The sequence below is a fragment of the Flavobacterium hydatis genome (genome assembly GCF_000737695.1).
GTDB lineage: Bacteria > Bacteroidota > Bacteroidia > Flavobacteriales > Flavobacteriaceae > Flavobacterium > Flavobacterium hydatis.
The window spans coordinates 13,366-38,451 of the sequence record NZ_JPRM01000055.1; the positions used below are offsets into that span (position 1 = coordinate 13,366).

At 34.2% G+C, this 25,086-nt stretch carries 16 protein-coding genes; 14 read left to right on the plus strand and 2 right to left on the minus strand.

All coding sequences use genetic code 11. From position 1 onward, the window contains the following. The first annotated feature begins 38 nt into the window (after nt 1-38). From IW20_RS23470 to IW20_RS23535, 14 genes are all read left to right on the plus strand, one after another. Nucleotides 39-1,472 carry a glycoside hydrolase family 28 protein gene (locus tag IW20_RS23470; RefSeq protein WP_035628400.1) on the plus strand — a complete coding sequence of 478 codons (1,434 nt, stop codon included), beginning with the start codon at nt 39-41 and terminating at the stop codon, nt 1,470-1,472. Between the two features lie 56 nt (nt 1,473-1,528). Then, nucleotides 1,529-4,738: a SusC/RagA family TonB-linked outer membrane protein gene (locus IW20_RS23475; protein WP_035628404.1), complete on the plus strand. Its 3,210-nt coding sequence runs from the start codon at nt 1,529-1,531 to the stop codon at nt 4,736-4,738. Nucleotides 4,739-4,755: 17 nt separating this feature from the next. Then, nucleotides 4,756-6,570, plus strand: a complete 1,815-nt coding sequence (locus tag IW20_RS23480) for a RagB/SusD family nutrient uptake outer membrane protein (protein ID WP_035628406.1) — start codon at nt 4,756-4,758, stop codon at nt 6,568-6,570. A 36-nt stretch (nt 6,571-6,606) separates the two neighbouring features. Next, nucleotides 6,607-8,163, plus strand: coding sequence for a DUF5123 domain-containing protein (locus tag IW20_RS23485; protein WP_035628408.1), 1,557 nt, complete (start codon nt 6,607-6,609; stop codon nt 8,161-8,163). Between the two features lie 1,100 nt (nt 8,164-9,263). Beyond that, nucleotides 9,264-12,440, plus strand: a complete 3,177-nt coding sequence (locus IW20_RS23490) for a SusC/RagA family TonB-linked outer membrane protein (RefSeq protein ID WP_035628410.1) — start codon at nt 9,264-9,266, stop codon at nt 12,438-12,440. 11 nt (nt 12,441-12,451) lie between these two features. Next, complete coding sequence (locus IW20_RS23495) at nt 12,452-14,158, plus strand: RagB/SusD family nutrient uptake outer membrane protein (protein ID WP_035628411.1); 1,707 nt, start codon at nt 12,452-12,454, stop codon at nt 14,156-14,158. A 119-nt stretch (nt 14,159-14,277) separates the two neighbouring features. Next, a complete protein-coding gene (locus IW20_RS23500) occupies nt 14,278-15,213 on the plus strand; it encodes an alpha/beta hydrolase (RefSeq protein WP_035628413.1) in 936 nt (311 codons plus the stop codon). 11 nt (nt 15,214-15,224) lie between these two features. Continuing rightward, nucleotides 15,225-16,193 carry a DUF4861 family protein gene (locus IW20_RS23505; protein ID WP_035628415.1) on the plus strand — a complete coding sequence of 323 codons (969 nt, stop codon included), beginning with the start codon at nt 15,225-15,227 and terminating at the stop codon, nt 16,191-16,193. A 180-nt stretch (nt 16,194-16,373) separates the two neighbouring features. Beyond that, the gene (locus IW20_RS23510) at nt 16,374-17,558 is read left to right on the plus strand and encodes a glycoside hydrolase family 88/105 protein (protein ID WP_035628417.1); all 1,185 of its coding nucleotides are present in this window, start codon (nt 16,374-16,376) and stop codon (nt 17,556-17,558) included. A gap of 21 nt (nt 17,559-17,579) precedes the next feature. Then, a complete protein-coding gene (locus IW20_RS23515; RefSeq protein WP_035628419.1) occupies nt 17,580-18,803 on the plus strand; it encodes a glycoside hydrolase family 88/105 protein in 1,224 nt (407 codons plus the stop codon). Between the two features lie 6 nt (nt 18,804-18,809). Continuing rightward, complete coding sequence (gene pelA / locus IW20_RS26810) at nt 18,810-19,934, plus strand: pectate lyase (protein ID WP_035628421.1); 1,125 nt, start codon at nt 18,810-18,812, stop codon at nt 19,932-19,934. 50 nt (nt 19,935-19,984) lie between these two features. Then, the gene (locus IW20_RS26815) at nt 19,985-20,791 is read left to right on the plus strand and encodes a pectinesterase family protein (RefSeq protein WP_240478532.1); all 807 of its coding nucleotides are present in this window, start codon (nt 19,985-19,987) and stop codon (nt 20,789-20,791) included. A 574-nt stretch (nt 20,792-21,365) separates the two neighbouring features. Next, nucleotides 21,366-22,721 (plus strand): glycoside hydrolase family 28 protein, encoded by a 1,356-nt coding sequence (locus tag IW20_RS23530; RefSeq protein ID WP_035628425.1) that lies wholly within the window; start codon nt 21,366-21,368, stop codon nt 22,719-22,721. Nucleotides 22,722-23,167: 446 nt separating this feature from the next. Beyond that, on the plus strand, nt 23,168-23,914 hold the full coding sequence (locus tag IW20_RS23535) for a rhamnogalacturonan acetylesterase (RefSeq protein WP_035628427.1): 747 nt from the start codon (nt 23,168-23,170) through the stop codon (nt 23,912-23,914). On the opposite strand, the gene IW20_RS23540 is transcribed toward IW20_RS23535, so the two are convergent. Together IW20_RS23540 and IW20_RS23545 are read right to left on the minus strand one after the other, a co-directional pair. Further along, nucleotides 23,911-24,597, minus strand: a complete 687-nt coding sequence (locus IW20_RS23540; RefSeq protein WP_035628429.1) for a VIT1/CCC1 transporter family protein — start codon at nt 24,595-24,597, stop codon at nt 23,911-23,913. The two genes, IW20_RS23535 and IW20_RS23540, sit on opposite strands and share 4 nt — an antisense overlap. Nucleotides 24,598-24,602: 5 nt before the next feature. Beyond that, on the minus strand, nt 24,603-25,007 hold the full coding sequence (locus tag IW20_RS23545) for a hypothetical protein (RefSeq protein WP_035628431.1): 405 nt from the start codon (nt 25,005-25,007) through the stop codon (nt 24,603-24,605). Nucleotides 25,008-25,086: the final 79 nt, after the last annotated feature.

A 25,086-nucleotide genomic window follows, 5' to 3' on the forward strand; every position in this document is an offset into this window, starting at 1 on the left:
GTAGTTGTTACAAACCGAATTCTAAAAACTATACCACAATGCTTATAAATAAACCAATACTTGCGAATACTAAATATATTTATGTAGTAATTACAGCTTTATTTTTATCATGTATTTCGTCTTCAAAATTACAAGCTCAAAAAAATCCCTGGAAGGAAATGGAAGAAATTATCAAAAAAATTCCTACCACAAAATTTCCCGATAAAAACTTTAACATAAACGAGTACGGAGCAATCTCTGATGGAGTTACCGATAATACACAGGCATTTAAAAAAGCTATTGAAGCTTGTGTTGCAGGTGGCGGTGGAAAGGTAGTTGTTCCTGACGGAAAATATTTAACTGGCGCAATACATTTAGATGATAATGTGAATTTATATCTTAATGATAACGCTGAGATTTTATTTAGTACAAATCCTAAAGATTATCCTATAGTTCATACCTCTTTTGAAGGAACAGAAATGATGAATTATTCTCCTTTTATATATGCTTACAAAAAAACAAATGTTGCAGTAACTGGAAAAGGTACACTTAACGGACAATCGAGTACCAAAAACTGGTGGACTTGGGCTGGTAAGGGCTATGGTTGGGAAAAAGGAATGCCAAGCCAGAATGATCCGTTAAATAGACCAACATTGGTAGAAATGGGAGAAATAGGAACACCAGTAGCAGAAAGAGTTTTTGGAGAAGGACATTATATACGTCCGAATTTCTTAGAATTCTTCGAGTGTAATACAGTATTAGTAAAAGATGTAAAAATTATCGATGTGCCTTCGTGGGTTATTCATCCTATGAAATCTAGAGATGTAATTGTAGATGGAGTTACAATAATAAGTCATGGACCTAATAACGACGGTTGTGATCCAGAATATTCTCAGAATGTAATTATCAGAAACTGCACTTTTAATACAGGAGATGATTGTATTGCCATAAAATCTGGACGTGATGGTGATGGAAGAAGAGTAGGAATCCCGAGTAAAAATATCATTGTTCAGAATTGTAAAATGATAGATGGTCACGGAGGAGTTGTAATGGGAAGTGAGATATCTGCGGGTGTAAGCAACGTTTTTGTTGAAAATTGCATCATGGATAGTCCAAATCTTGATAGAGCTATACGAATTAAAACCAACTCAAAACGAGGTGGGCTTACTGAGAATGTTTACGTAAGAAACATTGAAGTAGGAACTGTTGCCGAAAGTGTTTTGAGAGTTACTATGTTTTACGACATCTACGGTAGCCAAGTAGGAGATTTTATCCCTGCAATACGAAATATTAATCTAGAAAATATTAAAGTTAAAAACGGAGGGAAATATGGTATCCTGGCAGATGGATATAAAGAATCGCCTATAGAAAACATCACGTTTACAAATGTTGTAATAGACAAAGTAGGTGAGCCGTACTCGCTAAAACATGTAAAGAATATAAAATTTAATAATACCTACATCAATGGGGTTAAAATGAAAAACATAAAATGAAAAACATAGAATAAACAACTTAAAACAAACAAACCTTAACTATTAAAACTAAATTTATGAACAATAACCATATATTAAAAAAAGGGGCAAGAAGTTATTTTGTCTGGACTTTTTTTCTGGTATTTCTCCTGAGCAATCAAATATTTGCTCAGAGTGTAACAGTAGAAGGTGTCATTAAAGACGGCTCGGGTTTAACCTTACCCGGTGTAAATGTATTAGAAAAAGGGTCGAGCAATGGTGTTTCTACCGACTTTGACGGACATTATAAAATCAAGCTCACAAATTCGAATTCAGTATTAACTTTCTCCTTTATAGGGTTTAAAACTAAAGAGATTGCTGCTGGAGGAAAAACTAAAATAGATATTGTATTAAGCGAAGATGCTAATACATTAAACGAGGTGGTTGTTATCGGATACGGATCTGTAAAAAAAGGGGATGTAACTGGTGCTGTTTCTACTTTATCTGGTAATGATGTAAGAAAGACGCCAATTGCAAACGTAGCCGAAGCATTAACAGGACGTATAGCAGGGGTTCAGGTAATATCTTCAGAAGGATCGCCAGATTCAGAAGTTAAAATCAGAATTCGTGGTGGAGGATCTTTAACACAAGATAGCTCTCCTTTAATAATAGTAGATGGATTTCCTGTAAATAGCATGAGTGATATTTCTCCATCTGATATTGAAACGATTACTACTTTAAAAGATGCTGCTTCTACAGCTATTTATGGTTCCAGAGGTGCAAATGGAGTAATTATTATTACGACCAAAAGTGGTAAAGATGGTAAAATTTCGGTGAACTTTAATATGTTCTACGGAATGAAAAAGATGGCTAATGAAATTGATGTTCTTGCGCCAGATGATTTTGTAAAATGGCAATATGAATATGCTTTATTAGCAAAAGGAAATGCAGATTCTTATGAAAAATATTTTGGATCATGGCAAGATTATGACATGTACAAAGGGGTAAAAGGAGATAATTGGCAAAAACAAATTTATGGTCGTACTGGCGAAGTACAAAGCCGTGATTTAGCCATACGTGGAGGTTCGGATAAAATTAATTTCAATTTTAATTATGCTCATTATGACGAAACTGCCATTATGCAAGGTTCAGATTTTAAAAGAGATAACTTATCGCTTGCGCTAAAAAGCAAGGCGAGTGAAAAAGTTGATCTTACCTTTACGATGCGTTATTCTAATGCAGAGATAAATGGAGGAGGAGCTAATGAGCAAAATGAAGTTTCATCAAACGATTCTCGTTTAAAACACGCTGTGGGTTATTCGCCAATACCAATGCCAGGATTAACAACAGATGATACAGATGAGGCAGTATCGGGATATCTTGTAAATCCTTTTGTGGCTGTAGCCGATAACGACCGTCAGCAGTTTAGAAAAAACTTTAATATGTTAGGTAGTTTTTCTTGGAAAATTACTGATAAACTGGTTTTTAAAACAGATTTAGGACTTGATAATTATAACTATTTAGATTCTCGTTTTTACGGACGTTCTACTTATTATGTTGCTAATAAACCTGCAGCTACATTACAAGGAATGCCAGCGCTTATTATGAGTGATCGTAAAGATGTTCGTTTTAGAAATGCAAATACTCTTAATTATGATTTTAAAAAATCATTAGGAGATAATCATAATTTAAAAATACTTGTGGGAGAAGAATCTATTAATTCTCAAAGAAATGATGTAAATACAACTTTACAAGGATTCCCTAAGTTTTTTGATTTTGACCAAGCAAAAAAACTGACATCACAAGGAAAACCGATCTCTGTAGATAATTATTATTTTGCTGATGATAAATTACTTTCGTTCTTTGGACGTATAAACTACGATTATAAAGATCGCTATATTTTTACAGCAACATATCGTGCCGATGGTTCGAGCAAGTTTGCCGATGGTAACAAATGGGGATATTTTCCAGCAGCAGCAGCAGCATGGAAAATATCTGAAGAAAGTTTCCTGAAAGAAGTTTCTTGGATAAACTCACTTAAAGTAAGATTAAGTTATGGAGAGGCAGGAAATAATAATATCCCAACTGGACAAACAGTTAAAATTTTAGAATCAACTCCATCCGCTTGGATAGATGGCACTGAGAATTATTGGGCTGCACCAAATATTTTATATAATCCAGACCTAAAATGGGAAACTACTGTAACGCAAAACTTAGGATTAGATTTTGATTTCTTCAAAAGTCGCGTAAATGGATCTTTTGAAATGTATAAAAATGTAACAAAAGATCTTTTGATAAATTTCCTTATTGCAGGATCAGGTTATTCTAGCCAATATAGAAATATGGGAGAAACTCAGAACACAGGTTTTGAGGCAACATTAAATGTTGTGGCGATACAAAAACAGAATTATGGTTTGAATTTCTCTTTTAACGTAGGTATAAATAAAAACCGTATTAACTCACTTGGGGTTATGAATGGATTTAATCCTTCGAGCACTTGGAACTCTGCAATAGATGGAGATTATCAGGTAAAAGTAGGTCAGCCTATAGGTGTGATGTACGGCTTTAAAAATGATGGTCGTTACGAAGTATCTGATTTTGATTTTGATGGAACGAAGTATACTTTAAAACCAGGAATTGCAAACAGCTCAGGTATTGTTGGGGCTGTGCAGCCAGGTAGTATGAAACTAAAAGATTTAAATGGTGATGGTGTTGTAACTGTAGATGATCGTGCAATAATTGGAGATTCTAATCCAAAATATAGCGGAGGATTTGTAATTAATGGAAACGCTTATGGATTCGATCTTTCGGCTTCTTTTAACTATAGTATTGGTAATGACGTTTATAATGCTAATAAAGTTGAATTTACTACATCTACGCCAAACGGACAATATAGAAATTTAAGTACAGATATGGCCGATGGAAACAGATGGACAAATCTTGATCCAGCTTCAGGACAATTAGTAACAGATCCTGCTGCACTAACAGCGCTTAATGCAAACACTACAATGTGGTCGCCTTATATGAATCGTTATGTATTTAGTGATTGGGCTGTCGAAGATGGTTCTTTTTTAAGACTTAACACGCTAACATTAGGATATACATCTCCAAATTCACTTATTTCTGCATTGGGAGTTTCTAAATTAAGATTTTACCTTACTGCTACTAATGTTTTCCTTCTTACAAACTATTCGGGACCAGATCCAGAGGTTTCTACAAGAAGAAAAACACCACTAACTCCGGGTGTAGATTATTCTGCATATCCGCGTAGCAGACAATTGGTTTTTGGTTTAAACCTTAATTTTTAATTTAACACGTATCAAAGATGAAACATAAAATAATAATAGCAGGACTAGTATTAGCAAGCCTATTTAGTGCTTGCCAAGAGTTTTCAGAAGATTATTTAGACGCTCCCGGAAAATCAACATTAGATCAAGAACAAATTTTCTCTAATGAAGGTTTAACTAAAGGCGCAGTTGATGGAATTAAAGTTGCATTTGCAGAAACTAATGGACACAGAGGTCGTTTCCTTCCTTTTTATGGCTTTAATACTGATGTAGAATGGTATAATGCTTCAGAATCAGTTTCGGATGATAAAGCTGGTTTAAGTATTTATGATGCTAAACCTACCAATAGTCAGATGAATGTTGAAGTAACCGATGGAGGTGGTGGTAACCCATGGACATCAATGTATACAGGAATCGAACGCGCGAATATTTGTATCAATGGAATTCGTAAATATGGTAACCCAAAACCAGGAACCGAGTTTGGTTATTTGTTAGGAGAAGCTTTAACACTACGTGCTGTATTTTATGCAGATTTAGTTAAAGCGCATGGAGATGTGCCAGCTCGTTTTGAGCCTGTTACTACCGAAACAATTTATTTAGCAAAATCTAGTCGTGATGTAATTTATAAGCAAATTATTCAGGATTTAGGAGAAGCAGCAACATTGGTGCCTTGGCCTAACGAAAGCTCTGCTACCACAAGTGTAGAACGAGTTAATAAAGCTTTTGTAAAAGGTTTACGTGCCCGATTAGCATTAGTTGCAAGTGGATTTCAGCAATATCCTGACGGAGTTCGCAGAAGCAATGACGCAGAACTTTCGGCAGATAAAATGTATAAATTAGCATTAGACGAATCTCGTTCAGTAATTCAGAGCGGAAAAGCTAGATTAGAGCCTTCATTTGAAACATTCTGGAGAAAATACAACCAAGAAAACACTGCAGCAGGAGGAGAATCTCTTTGGGAAATTCCTTTTGCCGATGGTAGAGGAAGAATGTTATATAGTTTTGCTGTAAAGCATACCGATAGCGATCAGTTTCATGCCAATGGATCTAATCGTGGCGGTTCTGCAGGACCACTTCCTTTTATGTATTATGACTACGATAAGTCAGATAGTCGTCGTGATGTTACTTGTGTTCCTTACATATACGGCAGACCTGTAAACGGAATTGCAAAGCAAGAATTGGGAGCATTAAATAAATGGTGTTTTGGTAAATACCGTTACGAATGGATGACTCGTTTTGTAACATCTACAAATGATGATGGAGTAAATAAAATTTATATGCGTTATGCGGAGGTACTTTTAATTGCTGCAGAAGCGGCTAACGAATTAGAAGGCCCTGCTGCTGCTGCACCTTATTTAAAAGAAGTACGCCGAAGAGCATTTGCTACTGCTACAGATCAAAGTCTAAAAGTAGATATTTATATAAATAATTTAAGCAGTAAATCGGCTATGTTTGATGCTATTGTAAATGAAAATAAATTTGAATTTACAGGAGAAATGGAACGTAAGCAAGCACTTATTCGTTGGAATTTACTTAAAGTAAAATTAGACGAAGCCAAGCGAAAAATGTTCAGTTTACAACAGCACAAAGATGAATATGTTGATGTGCCAACTACGTTGTATTATAAATATAAAGCAGATAATGTTACACTTGATATTTACGGATTAAATCGTGGAGAAAATACAAACCCAGGAGCAGATTATACCTCTTTTGCTTGGAGTACACTTACCGATAGTAAGATAAATTCTATATACAAGATTGGGATAGATCCTGATACAAGACAGTTCTGGCCAATATGGCAAAAGCTTATTGAAGGAAGCAATGGGAAATTGTTTAATGATTATGGCTATTAATATCTAACTTAAAACTAATTATAAATTATTAAGTTTATGAAAATAAAATATATACTAAAAGGATTAATAGCCACATTATTACTCATGCTTACAGTTTCTGGCTGCGAAAGTTATAATGAAGGATTGCTAGACGGAATAGGAGCTACGAGAGAGTTTTCTCCTATAGGACTTACAGCAGTAGTTAGAAATCAAACCGCTGTCGATTTAAACTGGACAGTAAATGAAAATACAGATCATTATACAGTAGAGTTCAGTGCAGATGATCCTAAATTTACAACTATTTACAAAACCATTCAGGTAAGTCCAAAAGAGTTGCCAATCAGAGTACAATTAGAAGGTGAAACAGTTTACTCAATACGAATAAAAGCTGTAAGCACAACAGGATTAGAAGATTCTAAATGGACTGAAACTAAAGCAACAACATTATCGGAGCAAATTTTCTTGCCTATTAAAGATGAAGATGTAGCAGCAAAACAAGTTACCTTAAGATGGCTAGCTAATAGTAATGTAACACAAATTGTTGTTAATCCGGGTTCGATTACTCATACGATTACTGCAGAAGAAAAAGTTAACGGATTTGCTACAATAACTGATTTAAAAAGCGAAACTCCATATACGGCTGAGTTGTTTAATGGCAGTAAAAAAAGAGGATTGGTAGCTTTTACTACAGGAATTGATATTGGAACCGGAATTTTGGTAAAACCAGAAGATGATTTGCAAGCCAAAATAAATGAAGCTGCACCAGGAGCTACATTAGTATTAATGCCGGGAGATTATACCGTTTTTAAAGGTTCAATAAGTTTGAATAAATCAATCACAATTAGAGGATTGTATAATTATAAAAAGCCATTATTACACGTAAGCTTCTCACTTAATAACGGATCTTCATTCCTTAATTTGATAGATTTAGATTTAAATGGAGATACAACGCTTACCGATGTTGTTAAATACAATGAAGGCAATGCAACTTACGGTCCGCTTTTAATAAGTGGTTGTAATATTCATGATTTTGCAAAAGCATTGATATCTTCAAGTCAGGCAAATACAAAAGTTACATCTACAATAGTAGAAAACTCTATTGTAACAAATGTATTAACGAATAATGGTGATTTTATCGATTTTAGAATTGCTCATATCGGGCAAATAACACTTAAAAACAGTACGTTTAATAATTGTGCATTAGGGCGTGATTTTATCCGTATCGATAATGCAAAAGACTTAACGGGAACAGGTTTAAGTACTAATATATTAATCGATGGTTGTACGATTTACAACAAGGCTATGACAGCTTCTAATAGAATTTTGTATATACGTTTTGTTAGTAATACAACGACTATTCGTAACACATTGTTCGGACAAACGGCAGCGATCTATGCAAATCAAGCGGTTACAGTTCTTCCTACGTTTGCAAACAATAATTATTATAATTCAGGAGCACTTTTCGCGACAGCAGCAACTCCTATAAAATTTGATAACTCTGGAAATTACACCACATTAGATCCTAATTTTGCGAATGCTGCAAATGGTGATTTTACAGTTGGAAATCAAACAATAAAAGATAATAATATAGGCGACCCTCGCTGGTTTAAATAAGATTATTATACAATTAGGCTAAAAGAGGCGTGCAATTTATTGCATGCCTTTTTTTGTTTCATTTTTTAGTACCCGTTTACAGTCTCAGTTTTCAGTGCCAGTTTTTAGTACCAGTTTTTAGTACCAGTCTCAGTTGCAGTATTCAGGTTTTATAATTGAGTGATTTAGTAATTGCATTTCAGATTCTCATCTTTCTCAAACTTGTCTTCCCTACGTAGGAGGGATCTCCGCATGTATTACACGGTTGAAACTGTTAGTTATGGCTCGTATAAATAAAATACCATCTAGACAACTAATTAAAACCGAAAATAATACGCTATAAACATTGCCAACGGTTTCAACCGTTGGAGCGCAATCTATTGTCGTAATCTGTATCACACGGTTGAAACCGTGTGCTATGGCTGATATAAATCAAACTACCATCTATTCAATTTATTAAAAATACAAATATCACACTGCAAACATTGCCAACGGTTTCAACCTTTGGAGCGCAATCTATTATCATAATCTGTTTCAAACGGTTGAAACCGTGAGCTATGGCTAAAAACTGAATATTTATAACACCAAGACTGTAAACTGCCTCTGAATACTGCTACTTATTGTTATGTTATCGATTACTTTAATGTAATATTAGAATCTTATATAAACTATTATACTAACAAATTATCACTTTTTTTACACTTATTGTAATTTTAATACTATATATGAATTAAATATATAATTTTTATTTAATTTAATTTGGCTCGTTCAAACTAATTTAATACTTTCGTGTAATCGATTACATAAAAGTTGTTTTTTGCCAAGAATAATGATAATAATTGATGTAGATGATTGTAAGCAAGTTTATAACATCGTGAATAGTTGCAGTCTTTAATGTGATTATAATGTTAGTTTTTCATGTAGGAAAATAAGTTCGTAATGTTTCTGAAGCCAAACGATGGAAAAAGAGGGATTAATAGCAAAAAAGGCAGATTAGGTTTATTTACTAAAGAATATTAAAAGCATAAATTTTATTAATATCTATCTATATAAATGATAAAAAAGTAGAATCAATTATGAATTAAAATACTATCAATTAACCAAACCATTAAAACCAAACTATGAACATTAAACCATTATTAAAGAAAAAAATAAAATACAATCTTGTATTTTTATTTTTCCTGAATTTCCTGTTGAGCAATACAATAAATGCTCAATCAACTGTAATAGAAGGAAAAATTACCGATGCCGCTGGATTATCTCTGCCAGGAGTGAATATTCAAGAAAAAGGAACTAAAAACGGAACTTCTACAGATTTTGAGGGAAGTTTTAAAATAAATGTATCAAACAGTAAAGCCATTTTAGTATTTAGCTACTTAGGTTTCCAGACCCAAGAAGTGAGTGTTGCAGGAAAAACAAAAATTAATATAAGTCTTAGCGAAGACACAAATTCTCTAAAAGAGGTAGTTGTTGTAGGATACGGAACGGTTAAGAAAGCTGATCTTACAGGAGCAGTAAACACATTATCGTCTGCCAAAATAACCGAAAGAAATGTTACCAATCCTATGGAAGCAATTCAGGGAAGTATTGCAGGGGTTCAGGTAACCTCAAATTCTGGACGTATAGGAGATGGTTTTAACGTAATTATTAGAGGAACAAACTCTATCAATAAAGATGGGTCTAAACCACTGTTTGTCGTTGATGGCGTACCAACTGATAACATCGACTTTTTGAATCCGCAGGATATTGCCAGAATGGATGTATTGAAAGACGCTTCTTCTGCAGCAATTTACGGTTCAAGAGGTGGAAGCGGGGTTATCATCGTTACCACTAAAAGCGGAACAAATGCAAAAGCAGGGGTTACAGTTTCATTCGATACTTCTTACGGTAACAAACAAGCAGTAAGATTACCAAAATTAATGAGCCCTGAAAAGTGGTGGTATTACCATCAATCGGCATTTTTAGCTACTACAATTTCAGCAACAAATCCAACATATAATGATATCGATGCAGCAGAATTAAGCGCGGCAGTAGGTCAGTCAAATTCTAATCCTGTTTTATTTCAGAGAGTTGCAAAAAATCAAAGTTATAATTGGCAGGATAATATCCTTAAAGGCGGAATGACCCAAAATAATTATTTAAATGTTTCTGGTCGTGCCGATAACGGATTATCTTATAATATTGGTTTGGGAGAACAAAAAGAAACGGGAGTTATTGATAATGAAGGTATCGATAAGTACAATTTTAAAGCAGGTTTAAATCATAAAGTAAATGATAAGATTTCATTTGGTGTAAATCTAACCATATCAAAAACAAAAGAGCAGTTAGGAAGTCCGACAGCAATGCAGGAGGCTTTTAGACAAAATCCATTTACTTCACCTTGGGCAATTGATGCAGCCGGAAACGAAATCGTAGGCACTTATGCACAACAACCAGGTACATTAAAATATCCAAACGGAACGTCTGCAATTAATAAAACAGGATCTTATAACCCATTTTTAGAAATTGCTAATTCTGCTGACGAAATAAACAGATTTACTACAATTGGGAATGTATTTGCAGAATATAAAGTTAATAGTTGGTTATCATTTAAATCTACTTTTTCAGCAGGAAAAATGGATGCCAGAGAAGGAAGATCGTTTGGAGCACAAACAGATTTTGGACTTAAAAACAAGAGCTTACCATCTGGTGATGTAACTAACGTACAAAACTTTAATTATACTTGGGATAACCAATTTAATATCAACTATACGCTTAAAAATGATCACGTATTTAGTTTCTTAGGACTTCAGAGTTTTTACTCTAATACTACAGAAACTTATTTTGCGGCATCAAGAGAAAACCCTTTCGAAACCAGTTTTTATAATTTAGGATCAGGAGCACAGTCTTCTTATACTTTGACACCAGGAAGCGGGAATATCGCTTTAATTCCTTCTGGTGTATTTACTCCATATTCTAAAAACACTTTAGAATCTTATGCAGGCCGTTTTAATTATGCTTACAAAGGTCGTTATTTATTGACAGCTTCAGTAAGATATGATGGATCATCAGTTTTGGCTGATGGAAATAAATGGACAGCTTTCCCTTCAGTCGCTTTAGGATGGAATCTTCATCAGGAAACATTCATGCAAAAAATAGCTTTTGTTTCAAATTTTAAACTTAGAGGAAGTATTGGTTATACAGGAAATGATAATGTTAATCCTTATTCAAGTTTAAGCCTTTTAAAAACACCAACGTATTATGAATATGGATCTACAGTAGCAAATGGTTATACAGCGGCTAGTTTAGGAAATCCAAATTTAGGTTGGGAAAAAACAAAAGAGGTGAACTTAGGTTTAGATTTCGGATTTATTAATAATAGAATTTCAGGTAGTGTAGATGTGTACAATCGTTTATCTAAAGATTTATTGTTTCAACAAGCTTTACCATTAGAAATTGGAGTTCCTACTATTACTTCAAATGTAGGTTCTATTAGAAATAAAGGTGTCGAGGTAGGATTAGTAACTAAAAATATTCAGACAAAAAATGTGTCTTGGGAAACCAGTTTTACATTTACTAAAAACGTAAATAAATTAGAGTCTATTTATGGTCAAGATAAAGTAGACGATGTTGGTAACAACTTATTTATTGGCGAAAATGTTCACTCTTACTACAACTTTGTTTTTGATGGAGTTTGGCAAGAAAGTGAAGCTGCTCAAGCACTTTCTTATGGACAGAAACCAGGAGAAGCAAGAGTAAAAGATTTAAATAATGATGGTAAAATAGATGCTAATAACGATAGAGCTATTTTAGGAAATTATGACCCTAAATGGTCAGGAAGTTTTTCTACAACATTAAAAGTCAAACAATTTGATTTTTCATTGTCTTTAATCACAAATCAGGGAATGACAGTCTTTAGCGGATTCCACGATAATTTTGCAGATGTTACCGATAGAGGTCGTCAAAAATTAGATCTTGGTGATTGGTATGTTCCTGCAAATGGAGCTGGTCTTCCTGCTCAATATTCTAATACAAACCCGTTACCGCGAGGAGCAGGAGTTTATTACGATACTAATAATGTAGCTTTTTACAAAGACGCTTCATTCGTAAAAGTTCAAAACATTGCTTTAGGATATAGTTTTAACGATGAATTACTAAATACATTAAAACTTAAAAGCTTACGTCTTTATGTAAATGTCCTTAATCCGTTTGTATTTACAGATTATGAAGGATACGACCCAGAATGGGCAACTGCGGCACTTGCAGTTAACCGCGTGTCTACAATGACTGTTCAGATGGGATTAAGTTTAAAATTTTAAATTAAAGAAAAATGAAAAAATTAATAATAATTATAGCAATTCTGGCAACGACACTTAATTCATGTTCAGATTTTATTGAAGAAGAAAATCTTGCTTTTGGTTCAGCAGAAGAATATTTTCTTACAGCTCCAGGGTTTGAGTCATTGATAAATACAAATTATGCAGCCTTAAAAGATATTTATGGTGGTGACCCGTGGTTATTTGAAGCGGGAACAGATATGTATTCTGAAGGAAGAAATCAGGAACCAGAAGGATTAGCTAAATATTTAACTTTATCGTCATCATCTGCGGGAGTTGATTTATTGTACAGAACTTGTTACATGGCTATTCAACAAGCGAATAAGGGAATTTATTATTCTACTATTACAGAAAAAACAAGTACGTTAGATACAAGAGTAGGTGAACTTAAATTTTTAAGAGCTAATGCCTATTTTCTTTTAGTTCAGACATACGGAGGCGTACCAGTTGTATTAGAAAATTTCAACAGTGCCGTAACTTCTTTTGACAGAAATACAGCAGAACAAGTATATGCTCAAATTTTTAAAGATCTTAATGAAGCTCTTCCCGTAGTTGCTGCAGGCGCTTACACAGGAAGAGTTAATAAAAGAGCCGTACAGGATTTATTAGCAAAAGTGTATCTAACTAAAGGATACGAAACTTTTGGAACACCAACAGATTTTACAACGGCAGCAGCTCTGGCAGATCAGGTTATTGCGGGTCAGGGATTAAATATTTCTTTTGAAGATGTTGTAAAACCGGGTAATGAAATGAATGCTGAAACATTATTTTCAGTTCAGTTTTCTATAGCCTCTAATGCAACTGGAACAACTTCTCTTGGAAACTCCCAAAATTATTGGTTTGGTCCTTACTTAGGTGCTGCAGCTGCAGGAAATCCTTATCCTAACAGAAGTTATACACTTTGTCCTACTGTTTATGCATTATCATTATATGAAAAAGGAGATAAACGCTGGGAAAGCACTTTTATGACAGAAATTTTTGCACGATATTATGATTACTATACAGCTACAGCAGATAAATCAGCTTCGAAAGTAAGTCATTTTTACGAGCCAAAGTGGTTTACTCCAGCAGATAGAGCCGCGTATTTGGCTTCGCATACCAATTTGGGTAAAATCACTGCTCCGGCAACAACGCCTGCAGGTTATCATGTTTGGGGATCTTATTCTTCATCAGCTCCTTCAGGTGGAGATTATAATTTAATTCCTGTGCGTAAATTTGATGATCCTAATGCTCCGTATAGTGGAGCAACAAGTGCCAATTACAATACAACACCTATTACAGCTGCAACAAACAGAAGTAGTACACGTGATTTTATAGTAGCTAGACTTGGAGAAACGTATTTAATTGCAGCCGAAGCTTATTTTAAAGCAGGAAATTCACCAACAGCTTTAGCACGTATAAACGAAGTAAGAAGAAGAGCTGGTGGTGGCGTAGTGGGAGCAATTCCGGTAGTAACAACAGTTGATATCAATACAATATTAGATGAAAGAGGAAGAGAATTATTAGGAGAATATCACCGTTGGTTCGACTTAAAACGTACAGGAACATTGGTAGATAGAACTGTTTTGTACAATCCTAAAGTTACAACTACTAATGCTTTTCTTGGGGCAAATGGTCAGCAAAAAATCTTAAGACCAATACCACAATCAGCATTAGATTTGAACAGAAATAAAGATTTCCCTCAAAATCCAGCATATTAAGAAGAGTTAGTAATTAGTAATTCCATAATTTTTTTAAATTATTAGTTTTTTGAGTTAGTTAAAAAGGAGTTTGATTATATATCGGACTCCTTTCTTAACTAAAAATTATTTTTTTATAGATGATAAGAATATTGCTTTTTTGTTTGTTTTTTTTCAAAGCTATTGTTGTACAAAGTCAGTATAGCATTGATACATCATATACTATAAAAAGCACATACGCCAAATTAATTAAGCGATATCCGTCTATAACAATTGCTCAGGCACAAAAGAATAAAGATATTAATGAGATACATAACATAGTTTACAATCAAGAGAAAATCAGACCATTGCATTTGGATGCTTTTATCAATAAAAAACAAAAATTAAATCCAGCTGTAATCATGATACATGGCGGAGGATGGAAATCAGGTAATAAAAATCAGATGCAGGTTTTAGGGCAAGAAATAGCTCAGAAAGGGTATTCTTGTTTTACAATAGAGTACAGATTATCGCTTGAAGCGAAATATCCTCAGGCAATTTATGATGTGAAAAATGCGATTAAGTTTATAAAAGATAATGCCAAAAGATTCCGAGTGGATCCAAACAAAATAGCTATTTTAGGATGTTCTTCGGGAGGTCAAATGGCTGCCTTGATTGGTACAACAAATAAGGATGCAGCTTATGAAGACGCTTTGTATAAAAGTAAATCATCGGAAACAGTAAATGCAATTATCGATATAGATGGAATTTTAGCTTTTAAACATCCAGAATCCGAAGAAGGAGAAATGGCAGCTTTATGGTTAAATGGTTCCTATCAGGAAAATCCTGAGAATTGGGAAAAAGCTTCGGCATTAACGCATACCAATAAAAACACACCGCCAACATTGTTTATAAATAGCAGTCTGGACAGGTTTCATGCAGGAAGAGACGATATGATTGCCATTTTGAACCAAAATAAGATATATAACGAGGTAAAAACAATCGAAAATTCACCACATTCGTTTTGGTTCTTTAATCCATGGTTTGATAAAACAGTAGAATACACAACACAATTTTTAGCTACAATATTTAAATAAATTAGAATAAAATGAAAACAATAATAACAGTATCGACAGCATTAATTTTAGGACTTTCTAGTTGTAAAGCACAAAAGAAATACGATATAAAAACAGCCAAAACCTATGCCGAGATATCGGTAAAAACAGACGGAAAATGGGAAGGACGCAAGTACATAGGAGGAACTGTATTTAAAAATGTGGACAAACTAAAATTAGCACCAGAGCATACCGATCATTCATTTGATATTCGTTACGAAGGCCCAGGCTGGGAAAGCAACAGAATAGGATATCGTTTGTATTTAGACTGGAGAAATGCTATTGATATTTTTGGAAAAAAAACATCAGAAATGATTTTACCTCTGGTAGGGCAGGACAATTTTGACTCGTATCATGAAATGAGCGATTGGGGAGCAGATATTTTAAAAGCAGGAAAAGGAATCGGAATCGGTTCTATAGACCGTTATTTAGATAATAAAAAATTGCATTTTTATGAAGTTGATTCAACATTGGCGTATGTAGAGAATAAGGTAAATGAATCTAGGGTAAAAGTGAATTATTTTGGATGGAAAACAGCTTCGGATAAAATTGATTTTACATCGGAGTTAACTATTAAGCCAGACCAATTATATACACAACATACAATTAAAGCTTCTAAAGAAATTCAAGGAATTTGTACAGGAATTGTAAAACAGAAAAACGCTGAATTGCTTAAAAAAGAAAGCAAAAATAAAAAGTGGGCATACCTTGCAACATACGGAACACAATCATTAGTTCCAGATAAATTAGGAATGGCAATTTTTTATGAAACCGGCACAATCGAAAATGTAGCTGATACAGATTTAGATTATTTATTGGTTTTTAAACCAACCACAAAACCAACATCGTTTTATTTCTTAGGCGCTTGGGAACAAGAAAAAGATGGTATTAAAAACAAAGAAGAATTTATAAAATACCTTGACGAAAGATTAGAAGTATTGAATAAAAAAGGTAAAATGTAGTTTTCGTTTAATAGCCACAGATTAAAAGAGTTTTGTTTCACGCAGATTCTGCAGATTGTAGCAGATTTAATTTTAAAAATCAATAATGGATAATTATCTGCGTAGATCAGCTTAAATTTTTTTAAAATCTGCGTGCAAGAAAAAATACTATACATTAAAGTATTAAAAATATAATTATTAATGATTCAAACTAATTCTAACAAATTGCATTTTCATAAACTGGTAATTATCGTATTGGTGTTATTTTGTTGTAAAGCGAATGCTCAAGGCAAATGGTCTGAAAAAACAGCGCTTTCAATCATAAACAAATACCCAAAAGCATGGCAAATTGATGGAGCCGAAAAACCAAAATGGGATTATAAAATAGGATTTGCATTGCTTTCTTTTGAAAAATTATATCAAAAGACCAAAAATCCAAAGTATCTGGATTATGTAAAAGAATACACAAATGAATTGATAGATAGTTCTGGAAACATTACAGGTTACGATGCGAGGGAATATAATATCGATTATATAAATCCGGGGAAAATCCTTTTTGATTTGTATGATTTAACCAAAGAAGAGCGCTATCGTAAAGCATTGGTTCTTTTGAGAAATCAAATAGAAAACCAGCGCAGGAATGCAAGCGGAGGATTTTGGCACAAGCAAATTTATCCCAATCAAATGTGGTTAGATGGCTTGTATATGGCAGAACCTTTTTATGCACGATATACAGTTGAGTTTGAAAAAGGTAAAGGTTTAGATGATATTGCTAAACAATTTGAGTTGGTACAGAATCATTTTGTCGATAAAAAAACAGGATTGTTATATCACGCTTGGGATGAAAGCAAACAAATAGCTTGGGCAAATCCTGAGAGTGGAACATCACCAACAATCTGGTCAAGAGGAATGGGTTGGTACATGATGGCTCTGGTAGATGCATTGGATTATTATCCAAAAAATCACCCGAAAAGAAAAGTATTAGTTGGGTATTTAAATCAATTAGCGAAAGCCTTGCTTACCTATAAAGACAAGTCGGGATTATGGTTTCAGGTTACGGATAAACCAATGCTAAAAGACAATTATCTAGAACCATCGGGATCGGCAATGTTTATTTATGCTTTTGCAAAAGGAGTAAATAAAGGGTATTTATCTTCGGAGTATAAAACGATAGCCGAAAAATCATTTGATGGATTTATAAAAGAGTTTGTTAGATTTGGAGATAATCAAGAATTAAACATAATTAATGTCTCGCCAAATGTAGGATTAGGAGGAAATCCGTTTAGAGATGGGACAAATGAATATTACGTTAAAGGAAAAAAGAAAGATAACAGTTCGATTGCTTTAACAGCATTTATGTTGAGCGCGATAGAGTTGGATAAATAAAAATATAAAGCATATTTTAAAATGAAGCATATTATAAAACGAAATTATTTGGGGTCGATAGCATTAGTTTGTGTAATGACATTAATGAGTTGTAAAATTATTTCTCAAGAACCAGCAAAAACTACTGTAGCGATTTCTAAAGACCTAAAATGGTCAGAAAGAATGGCTTTATCAATCATGAAACGCCATCCCGAAGCTTATATGATTGATGATTTAAAAGAACCAAAATGGGATTATGTACACGGATTGGTACTTACATCATTTGAAGAATTGTATAAAAAGACAAGCGATGTTAAATATTACAATTACATAAAAAAGTATGTAGACGATTTAGTGCAAGAAGATGGTAGCATTAAAAGCTATAAATTTGAAACCTATAATATAGACATGGTTACGGCTGGTCGTTTGTTATTTAATTTATACGACACAACAAAAGATCAAAAATATTTAAAAGCATTAGAGCTTTTAAGAAAACAAATAAAAGAGCAACCAAGAACAGCAAGTGGCGGATTCTGGCATAAAAAAATATATCCAGACCAAATGTGGCTAGACGGATTGTATATGGGAGAACCATTTTATGCACAATATACAACCCAGTTTGAAAAAGGAGCAGAACTTAATGATATCGCCAAACAGTTTGAATTAATTCAGAAAAACGATTTGGATAAAAAAACAGGATTGCTTTTTCATGCTTGGGACGAAAGTAAAAAAATGCCTTGGGCAAATCCAGAAACAGGAACATCACCAAATTTCTGGTCACGTTCATTAGGTTGGTACGCAATGGCATTGGTAGATGTATTAGATTATTTTCCTAAAGATCACCCGAAACAAAAAGAACTGGTTGTGTATTTAAACCAACTTGCAGAAACTTTGGTAAAATTTCAAGATAAGAAAACAGGGCTTTGGTATCAAGTAACGGATAAGGGTAATAAAGAAGGAAACTATCTAGAATCATCAGGATCATCAATGTTTATTTATGCTTTTGCAAAAGGAGCAAACAAAGGATATCTGCCAAAAAAATATAAAGACATTGCAAACAAATCTTTTGACGGATTAACGAAACAATTGATTAAAGTCGATGCCAATGGGGAGATTACAATTACTAATGCTTGCGCAGTTGCAGGATTAGGAGGAAAACCATACAGAGACGGTTCGTATGAGTATTATATAAACGAAAGAAAAAAAGACAACGATCCTAAAGCAACAGGTCCATTTATCTTGGCAGCATTAGAATTAAATAGATAATTTGAAATGAAACATATTAAATTCATAGTATTAAATCTAGTAATAGTATTGGGCTGTAGCGTAATGGTGCAAGCTCAAAATAATTATAAAAACTGGAGTGATATTATTCGCAAAAGCGATGCGGCTTGGTTTGCAACGCCCGAAGCTCAAGCCATAGCCGAGAACGTGTTATTGTACCAACGCAACATTGGTGGATGGCCAAAGAATATCGAAATGCAGAAACCACTATCTGATACTGAAAAACAAAGTCTAATCGCACTAAAAAGTGACCTACATGATATCACAACTGATAATGGAGCGACCTGTCAGGAAATGCTTTTTCTGGCAAAAATGTACAAGCAAAAACCAGACGAAAGATATAAAAAAGCATTTCTTTTAGGACTGGATTATTTGCTAGAAGCACAATATGACAATGGAGGATGGCCACAATTTTATCCCTTAAAAAAAGGATATTATACCCACATAACGTACAATGACGATTCGATGTTTCATATCCTATCGATACTAAAACAAGTAGCAGAAACCTCTGATTATAACGGTATTCCTATATCGCAAGATTATGTTACCAAAGCCAAAACAGCTTTTGATAAAGGAATAACCTGCATCATAAAAACACAATACAAACAAAACGGAGTTTTAACGGCTTGGTGTGCGCAACATGACGAAAATACTTTGGCTCCAGCCAAAGCAAGAGCTTACGAATTACCATCTTTAAGCGGGAAAGAATCGGCTAAAATAGTATTGTTGCTAATGTCTATCGATAAACCATCACCAGAAGTAATTACAGCTGTAAAAAGTGCTTGTGCATGGTTTGAAAAAACGAAGATTACAAATCTCGAAGAAAAACGAATTCTAAATGATGCGGGGAAAATTATCGATAAAAAAATGATTCCAGCTACAAATGCTTCACCAATTTGGGCAAGGTTTATGGAGCTAGACACTAACGAACCATTTTTTTGTGATAGAGATGGAGTCAAAAAGAAATCTCTGGATGAGATAGGAGCAGAACGAAAAAACGGATACGCTTGGTACACCGATGAGCCAAAAGAACCTTTAAAAAAATACCCAAGTTGGGAGAAAAAATACGCTTTTGAAAAAAGCGAAAAAAAAAAGCTGAATCCGAAAACGTAATTACCGTAGCCCAAGATGGATCTGGTGATTTTAAGTTAATTCAGGAAGCGATAAATGCGACCAAAGCTTTTCCCTATGAGAAAGTAACGATTCATATTAAAAACGGAACGTATTATGAAAAAATAAGGATTCCTGAATTTAATAACAACATTTCGTTAATTGGCGAGAGCAAAGAAAAGACAATCATTACCTACGATGATTATTTTGGGAAAATGAATTTAGGCAGAAACAGCACTTTTTACACCTACACAATGTTGGTAGAAGGAAATGATTTTTCGGCATCAAATTTAACGATTCAAAATTCATCTGGCGATATAGGACAAGCAGTTGCTTTATCGATTATGGGCGACAGAGCGTATGTTTTTAATTGTAATATATTAGGAAACCAAGATACATTATACGCATCGGGAAACAACTCAAGGCAATATTTTAAAGATTGTTATATCGAAGGAACAACCGATTTTATTTTTGGGAAAGCCACAGTATTTTTCGAGAATTGCCAAATTCATAGCCTTAAGAATTCATATATAACAGCAGCATCAACACCCGAAGGAATAGCGTTTGGGTTTGTGTTTAAAAATTGTAATCTAACCGCTGATAAAAATGCAACACAAGTTTACCTAGGAAGACCGTGGCGTATTTATGCCAAAACCGTTTTTATAGAGTGTAAAATGGGAAATCATATTGTACCACAGGGCTGGGAAAATTGGTCTAAACCCGAAGCCGAAAAAACTGCTTTTTATGCCGAATATAATTGCAGTGGTGAAGGATACAAACCAAAAGATAGAGTTACATGGTCGCATCAATTAAGTAAAAAAGAGGTTAAAAAATATACGGTTGGGAATGTTTTTTTTTAAGGGACAAAGGTTCTTTTTTAAGGTTCAAAGAAACAAAGGTTCAAAGGTTTTCTGTAGAGACGCACCGCAGTGCGTCTACGTAATATAGGTTTACCCATGATGTAACCCCAAACTTGTCTTTCTGACGCAGGAAGAATCTCCGTGAGTAGCTCGACAATTTAGGACAAGTTTGTGTTAGTTTCTTGTGGAGACCCTTCGTTCCTCAGGGTGACAAGATTGGGGAGAAAAGGAACAAAGGTTTGGAGCCACAAAGGTTTTCTGTAGAGACGCAGCGCAGTGCGTCTACGCAATATAGGTTTCTCTTAAGAACAAAGGTTCTGAGAGGTAATAGGTTCTAATTATAGAGTATTTACTCTATTTTATACATAAAGTAATCCATGTCAGGCTGAGCGGAGTCGAAGCCCGTATGCCCTTCGACTCCGCTCAGGGTGACAAAATTGAGCACAAAGGTTTTCCGTAGAGACGCACCGCAGTGCGTCTTAGATATAATACCAGTAGTCATCAAGTCTAAGAAATCTAACATTCTAAGCAGTCTAAAAATCTAAGTAGTCTAAAATTCTAAGCAATCTAAAAAATGAAATACAGTTTTCTTTTCTTTCTATTATTATCATTGAATTGTTTTGCACAAACGGTTGATTTTCCAACAACGAAAGTCGATTCTATTGTAAGTAGAATCAAGTTACCCGTAATTCCTTCATATCAAATAAATGTTGTTACGCTTGGCGCGAAAGGAGATTCTGTGAGCGATAGCAAGCCAGCTTTTGATAAAGCGATGGCATTATGCAAGAAAAATAAAGGCGGAACAATTGTCGTTCCGAGAGGAATTTACAAACTCAACGGACCAATACATTTTGTTAGCAATGTAAAGCTAGTAATAGAAAAAGATGCTAAAATTAAATTTAGCGATAATCCCGATCATTATTTACCATTGGTACTTACAAGTTGGGAGGGAACAATGCTTTACAATTATAGTCCGCTTATATATGCGTACGGATGTACAGATATTGCTATTACAGGTGAAGGAACAATTGATGGCGAAGGAGGAAATACTTGGCGTAGTTTTAAAGCAAAAGAAAATGCGGGTAAAAAATTAAGCCGCGAAATGAATCATAATAATATTCCGTTGAAAGATAGAAAATTCGGAAAGGGATATTTTTTAAGACCACAAATGATTCAGTTTTTCAATTGCAAAAATATTTTGGTTGAGAAAATCCGAATCGAAAACTCCCCATTTTGGTGCTTACATTTATTAAAATCAGAAAGTATAACCGTTAGAGATGTAAGTTATAAATCTTTAAATCATAACAATGACGGAATCGACCCAGAGTACGCCAAAGATGTTTTGATAGAGCGGATTACATTTAATAATGGGGATGATAATATTGCTATTAAAGCAGGTAGAGATCATGAAGGAAGAGCCAACTCGGACACACCCAGCGAGAACATTGTAATTAGAAATTGCAATTTTAAAGGACTACATGGTGTCGTTTTAGGAAGCGAAATGTCGGCTGGAATTAAAAATGTATATGTGGAGAATTGCAAAACGGTTGGTTACTTAAAAAGAGGAATTTATTTAAAGACAAATGCAGATAGAGGAGGTTATATAAAAAATGTTTTTGTTCGAAATATCCAATTAGACGAAGTAGAAGATTGCTTGTATATTACTGCCAATTATCATGGTGAGGGAAGCGGTTTTCCATCTGAAATATCAAATATTTCATTCTCTAATATTTCGTCTAATAAAGTAACGGGAACAGGAATTGTGATTCAGGGATTCCCTGAGAAAAAAGTTAGGAATATTACATTGGATAACATTGAAATCAAATCGGCTAAGAATGCAATTTCGAATAGTAATGCTGAAAATGTTACTATAAATGAGGTTTATATTGGTGAAAAAGCAACAGTTCCTACGGCGGTTTCGAAGGGTTAAAGGAACAAATGTTCAAAGGGACAGAGATTCAAAGAGGCAAAGGTTTTCTGTAGAGACGCACCGCAGTGCGTCTACGTAATATGGGTTTGTCTAAAAAGTAGGGAGGAAAGAAGAAAAAGAACAAAGAAAGGAACAAAGGGGCAAAGGTTTTCTGTAGAGACGCACCGCAGTGCGTCTACGTAATATGGGTTTATTATAATGTAATCATATGTCAGGCTGAGCGGAGTCGAAGCCCCGTACGCCCTTCGACTCGGCTCAGGGTGACAAGACTGTGGAGAAGAGGACAAAGATTCAGAGGAACAAAGGAACAAAGACACAAAGGTATTCCGTAGAGACGCACCGCAGTGCGTCTACACAATATGAGGATTACACATAATAAAAATCTAAGCAGTCTAAAAATAACAAGAAGTCTAAAAAAAGAAGTCTAAAAAAAGAAATCTAAAAAAATGAAATATTATCTATTAATTATATTACTGATTACCCTTAATGTCTCGGCACAAAAAACTACTTTGTATTGTATTGGAGACTCAACTATGGCGAATAAAATAGATCCGGATAAAAACCCTGAGCATGGTTGGTGTCAGGTATTACAGCCATTTTTTGGAGAAAGTGTTATTGTAGCAAATAAGGCTGTAAACGGACGAAGTACAAAAAGTTTTATAGCGACTAAGCTTTGGGATTCGGTATATAAATCACTTAAAAAAGGAGATTATGTTTTTATTCAGTTTGGACATAATGATGGAAAAGTAACCGATTCACTTCGATATACAAATCCGCATACTGCATATCGTTATAATCTGATTCGTTTTGTAACCGAAAGCAGAGCCAAAGGAGCGATTCCGATTTTATTTTCGTCTATTGCCAGAAGAAAATTTAACGAGCAAGGTGTCCTTATAAGTTCACATGGAGATTATCCTCTAGAAGCCAGATTGGTTGCTAAGGAACTGAATGTACCATTTATAGATTTAGAATATTACACAGAAATATTAGAACAATCTTATGGTCCTGAAAAATCGAAAATATTGCATTTGCATTATAAGGCAGGGGAGATTGCTTATTATCCAGAAGGTAAGGTTGATGATACGCACCTTTCATTATTAGGCGCAACTGAAATTGCAAAATTAGCAATAGAACAAATTAAACTTTCGGATAATCCGTTGCTTAAAAAACTAAAAAAGGGAATTAAGAATTAAACGTTAACTCCAAAAAGGTAACCAACTAATGCTGATATTCCCATTGCAAAAGTGCCCCATATAGTAATCCTTAATATGGCTGTAATAGTACTAGAACCTCCAGCTTTGGCGGCTAATGCTCCAGAAAGAGCAAGGAAGATTATTGCAAAAGTATATTGACATAGTACAATTTCTTTTAGGGGAGCAAAAATAGAAACAAAGAGAGGTAAAATTCCTCCAGCAATAAATGATGCAGCCGATGCAAAAGCAGCTTGTAATGGTTTTGCCTGAGTAATTTCGTTAATGCCTAATTCATCTCTGGCATGAGTTTCCAGAGCATCGTGAGCGGTTAATTGTATAGCAACTTCTTTGGCAAGTTCAGGAGTTAAACCTCTATTTTCATAGATTTCTGCTAGTTCTTCTAATTCTACTTCAGGCATAGTTTTTAGCGCTATGAGTTCTCTTTCCAGATCTGCAGTTTCTATATCAGACTGAGAACTTACAGAAACATATTCGCCGGCAGCCATAGACAAAGCACCAGCAACTAAACCAGCAATAGTAGCCAGAATTATAGGTTCACGAGTGGTGCTAGCTGCAGCAATACCAATGGCTAAACTTGTAGTTGATAAAATACCATCATTAGCACCAAGAACTGCTGCTCGTAACCATCCACTTCTGTTTATATAATGATGTTCTGCTTCCATAAAATTTAGTTGTTTTTCGGGATAGTTTTAATGTATTCTTCCTGAACTTTCTGAACACCTCCAAAACTATCTTTTAGAGCATTTTTTATTTGTAAATGTGTCTTGTTACCAAAAGCTTTTTTCCAATCATTAAAGTCGTAGATATGTATTTCTTTGGCGTAAACATTTGTAACAAAAGTGATTCTGGATATTGAATATTTATATGGTTTAAGTTCATGCGATACTTGTCGGTTTGGTACAACAATAAGAATTGTTTCCCATTGTAGGTAATCTTTTGGGATATCTTGGCGGGCGTTAAGACCTATTGCATTGAAAAAAAGCTTGATTTTTTCATCATTAAGCTTATTTAATTTCTTGTCTATCACTGAAAGTTCCCTCCTCAACAAGGTTTCATTTTCAATAGTACTCATGGCAATAATTTTATAATTAAAAGATAAAATTAATATTAAAAAATGGCAAAGGCCTTTGTTAGTCGGTTAGACTGGTTCT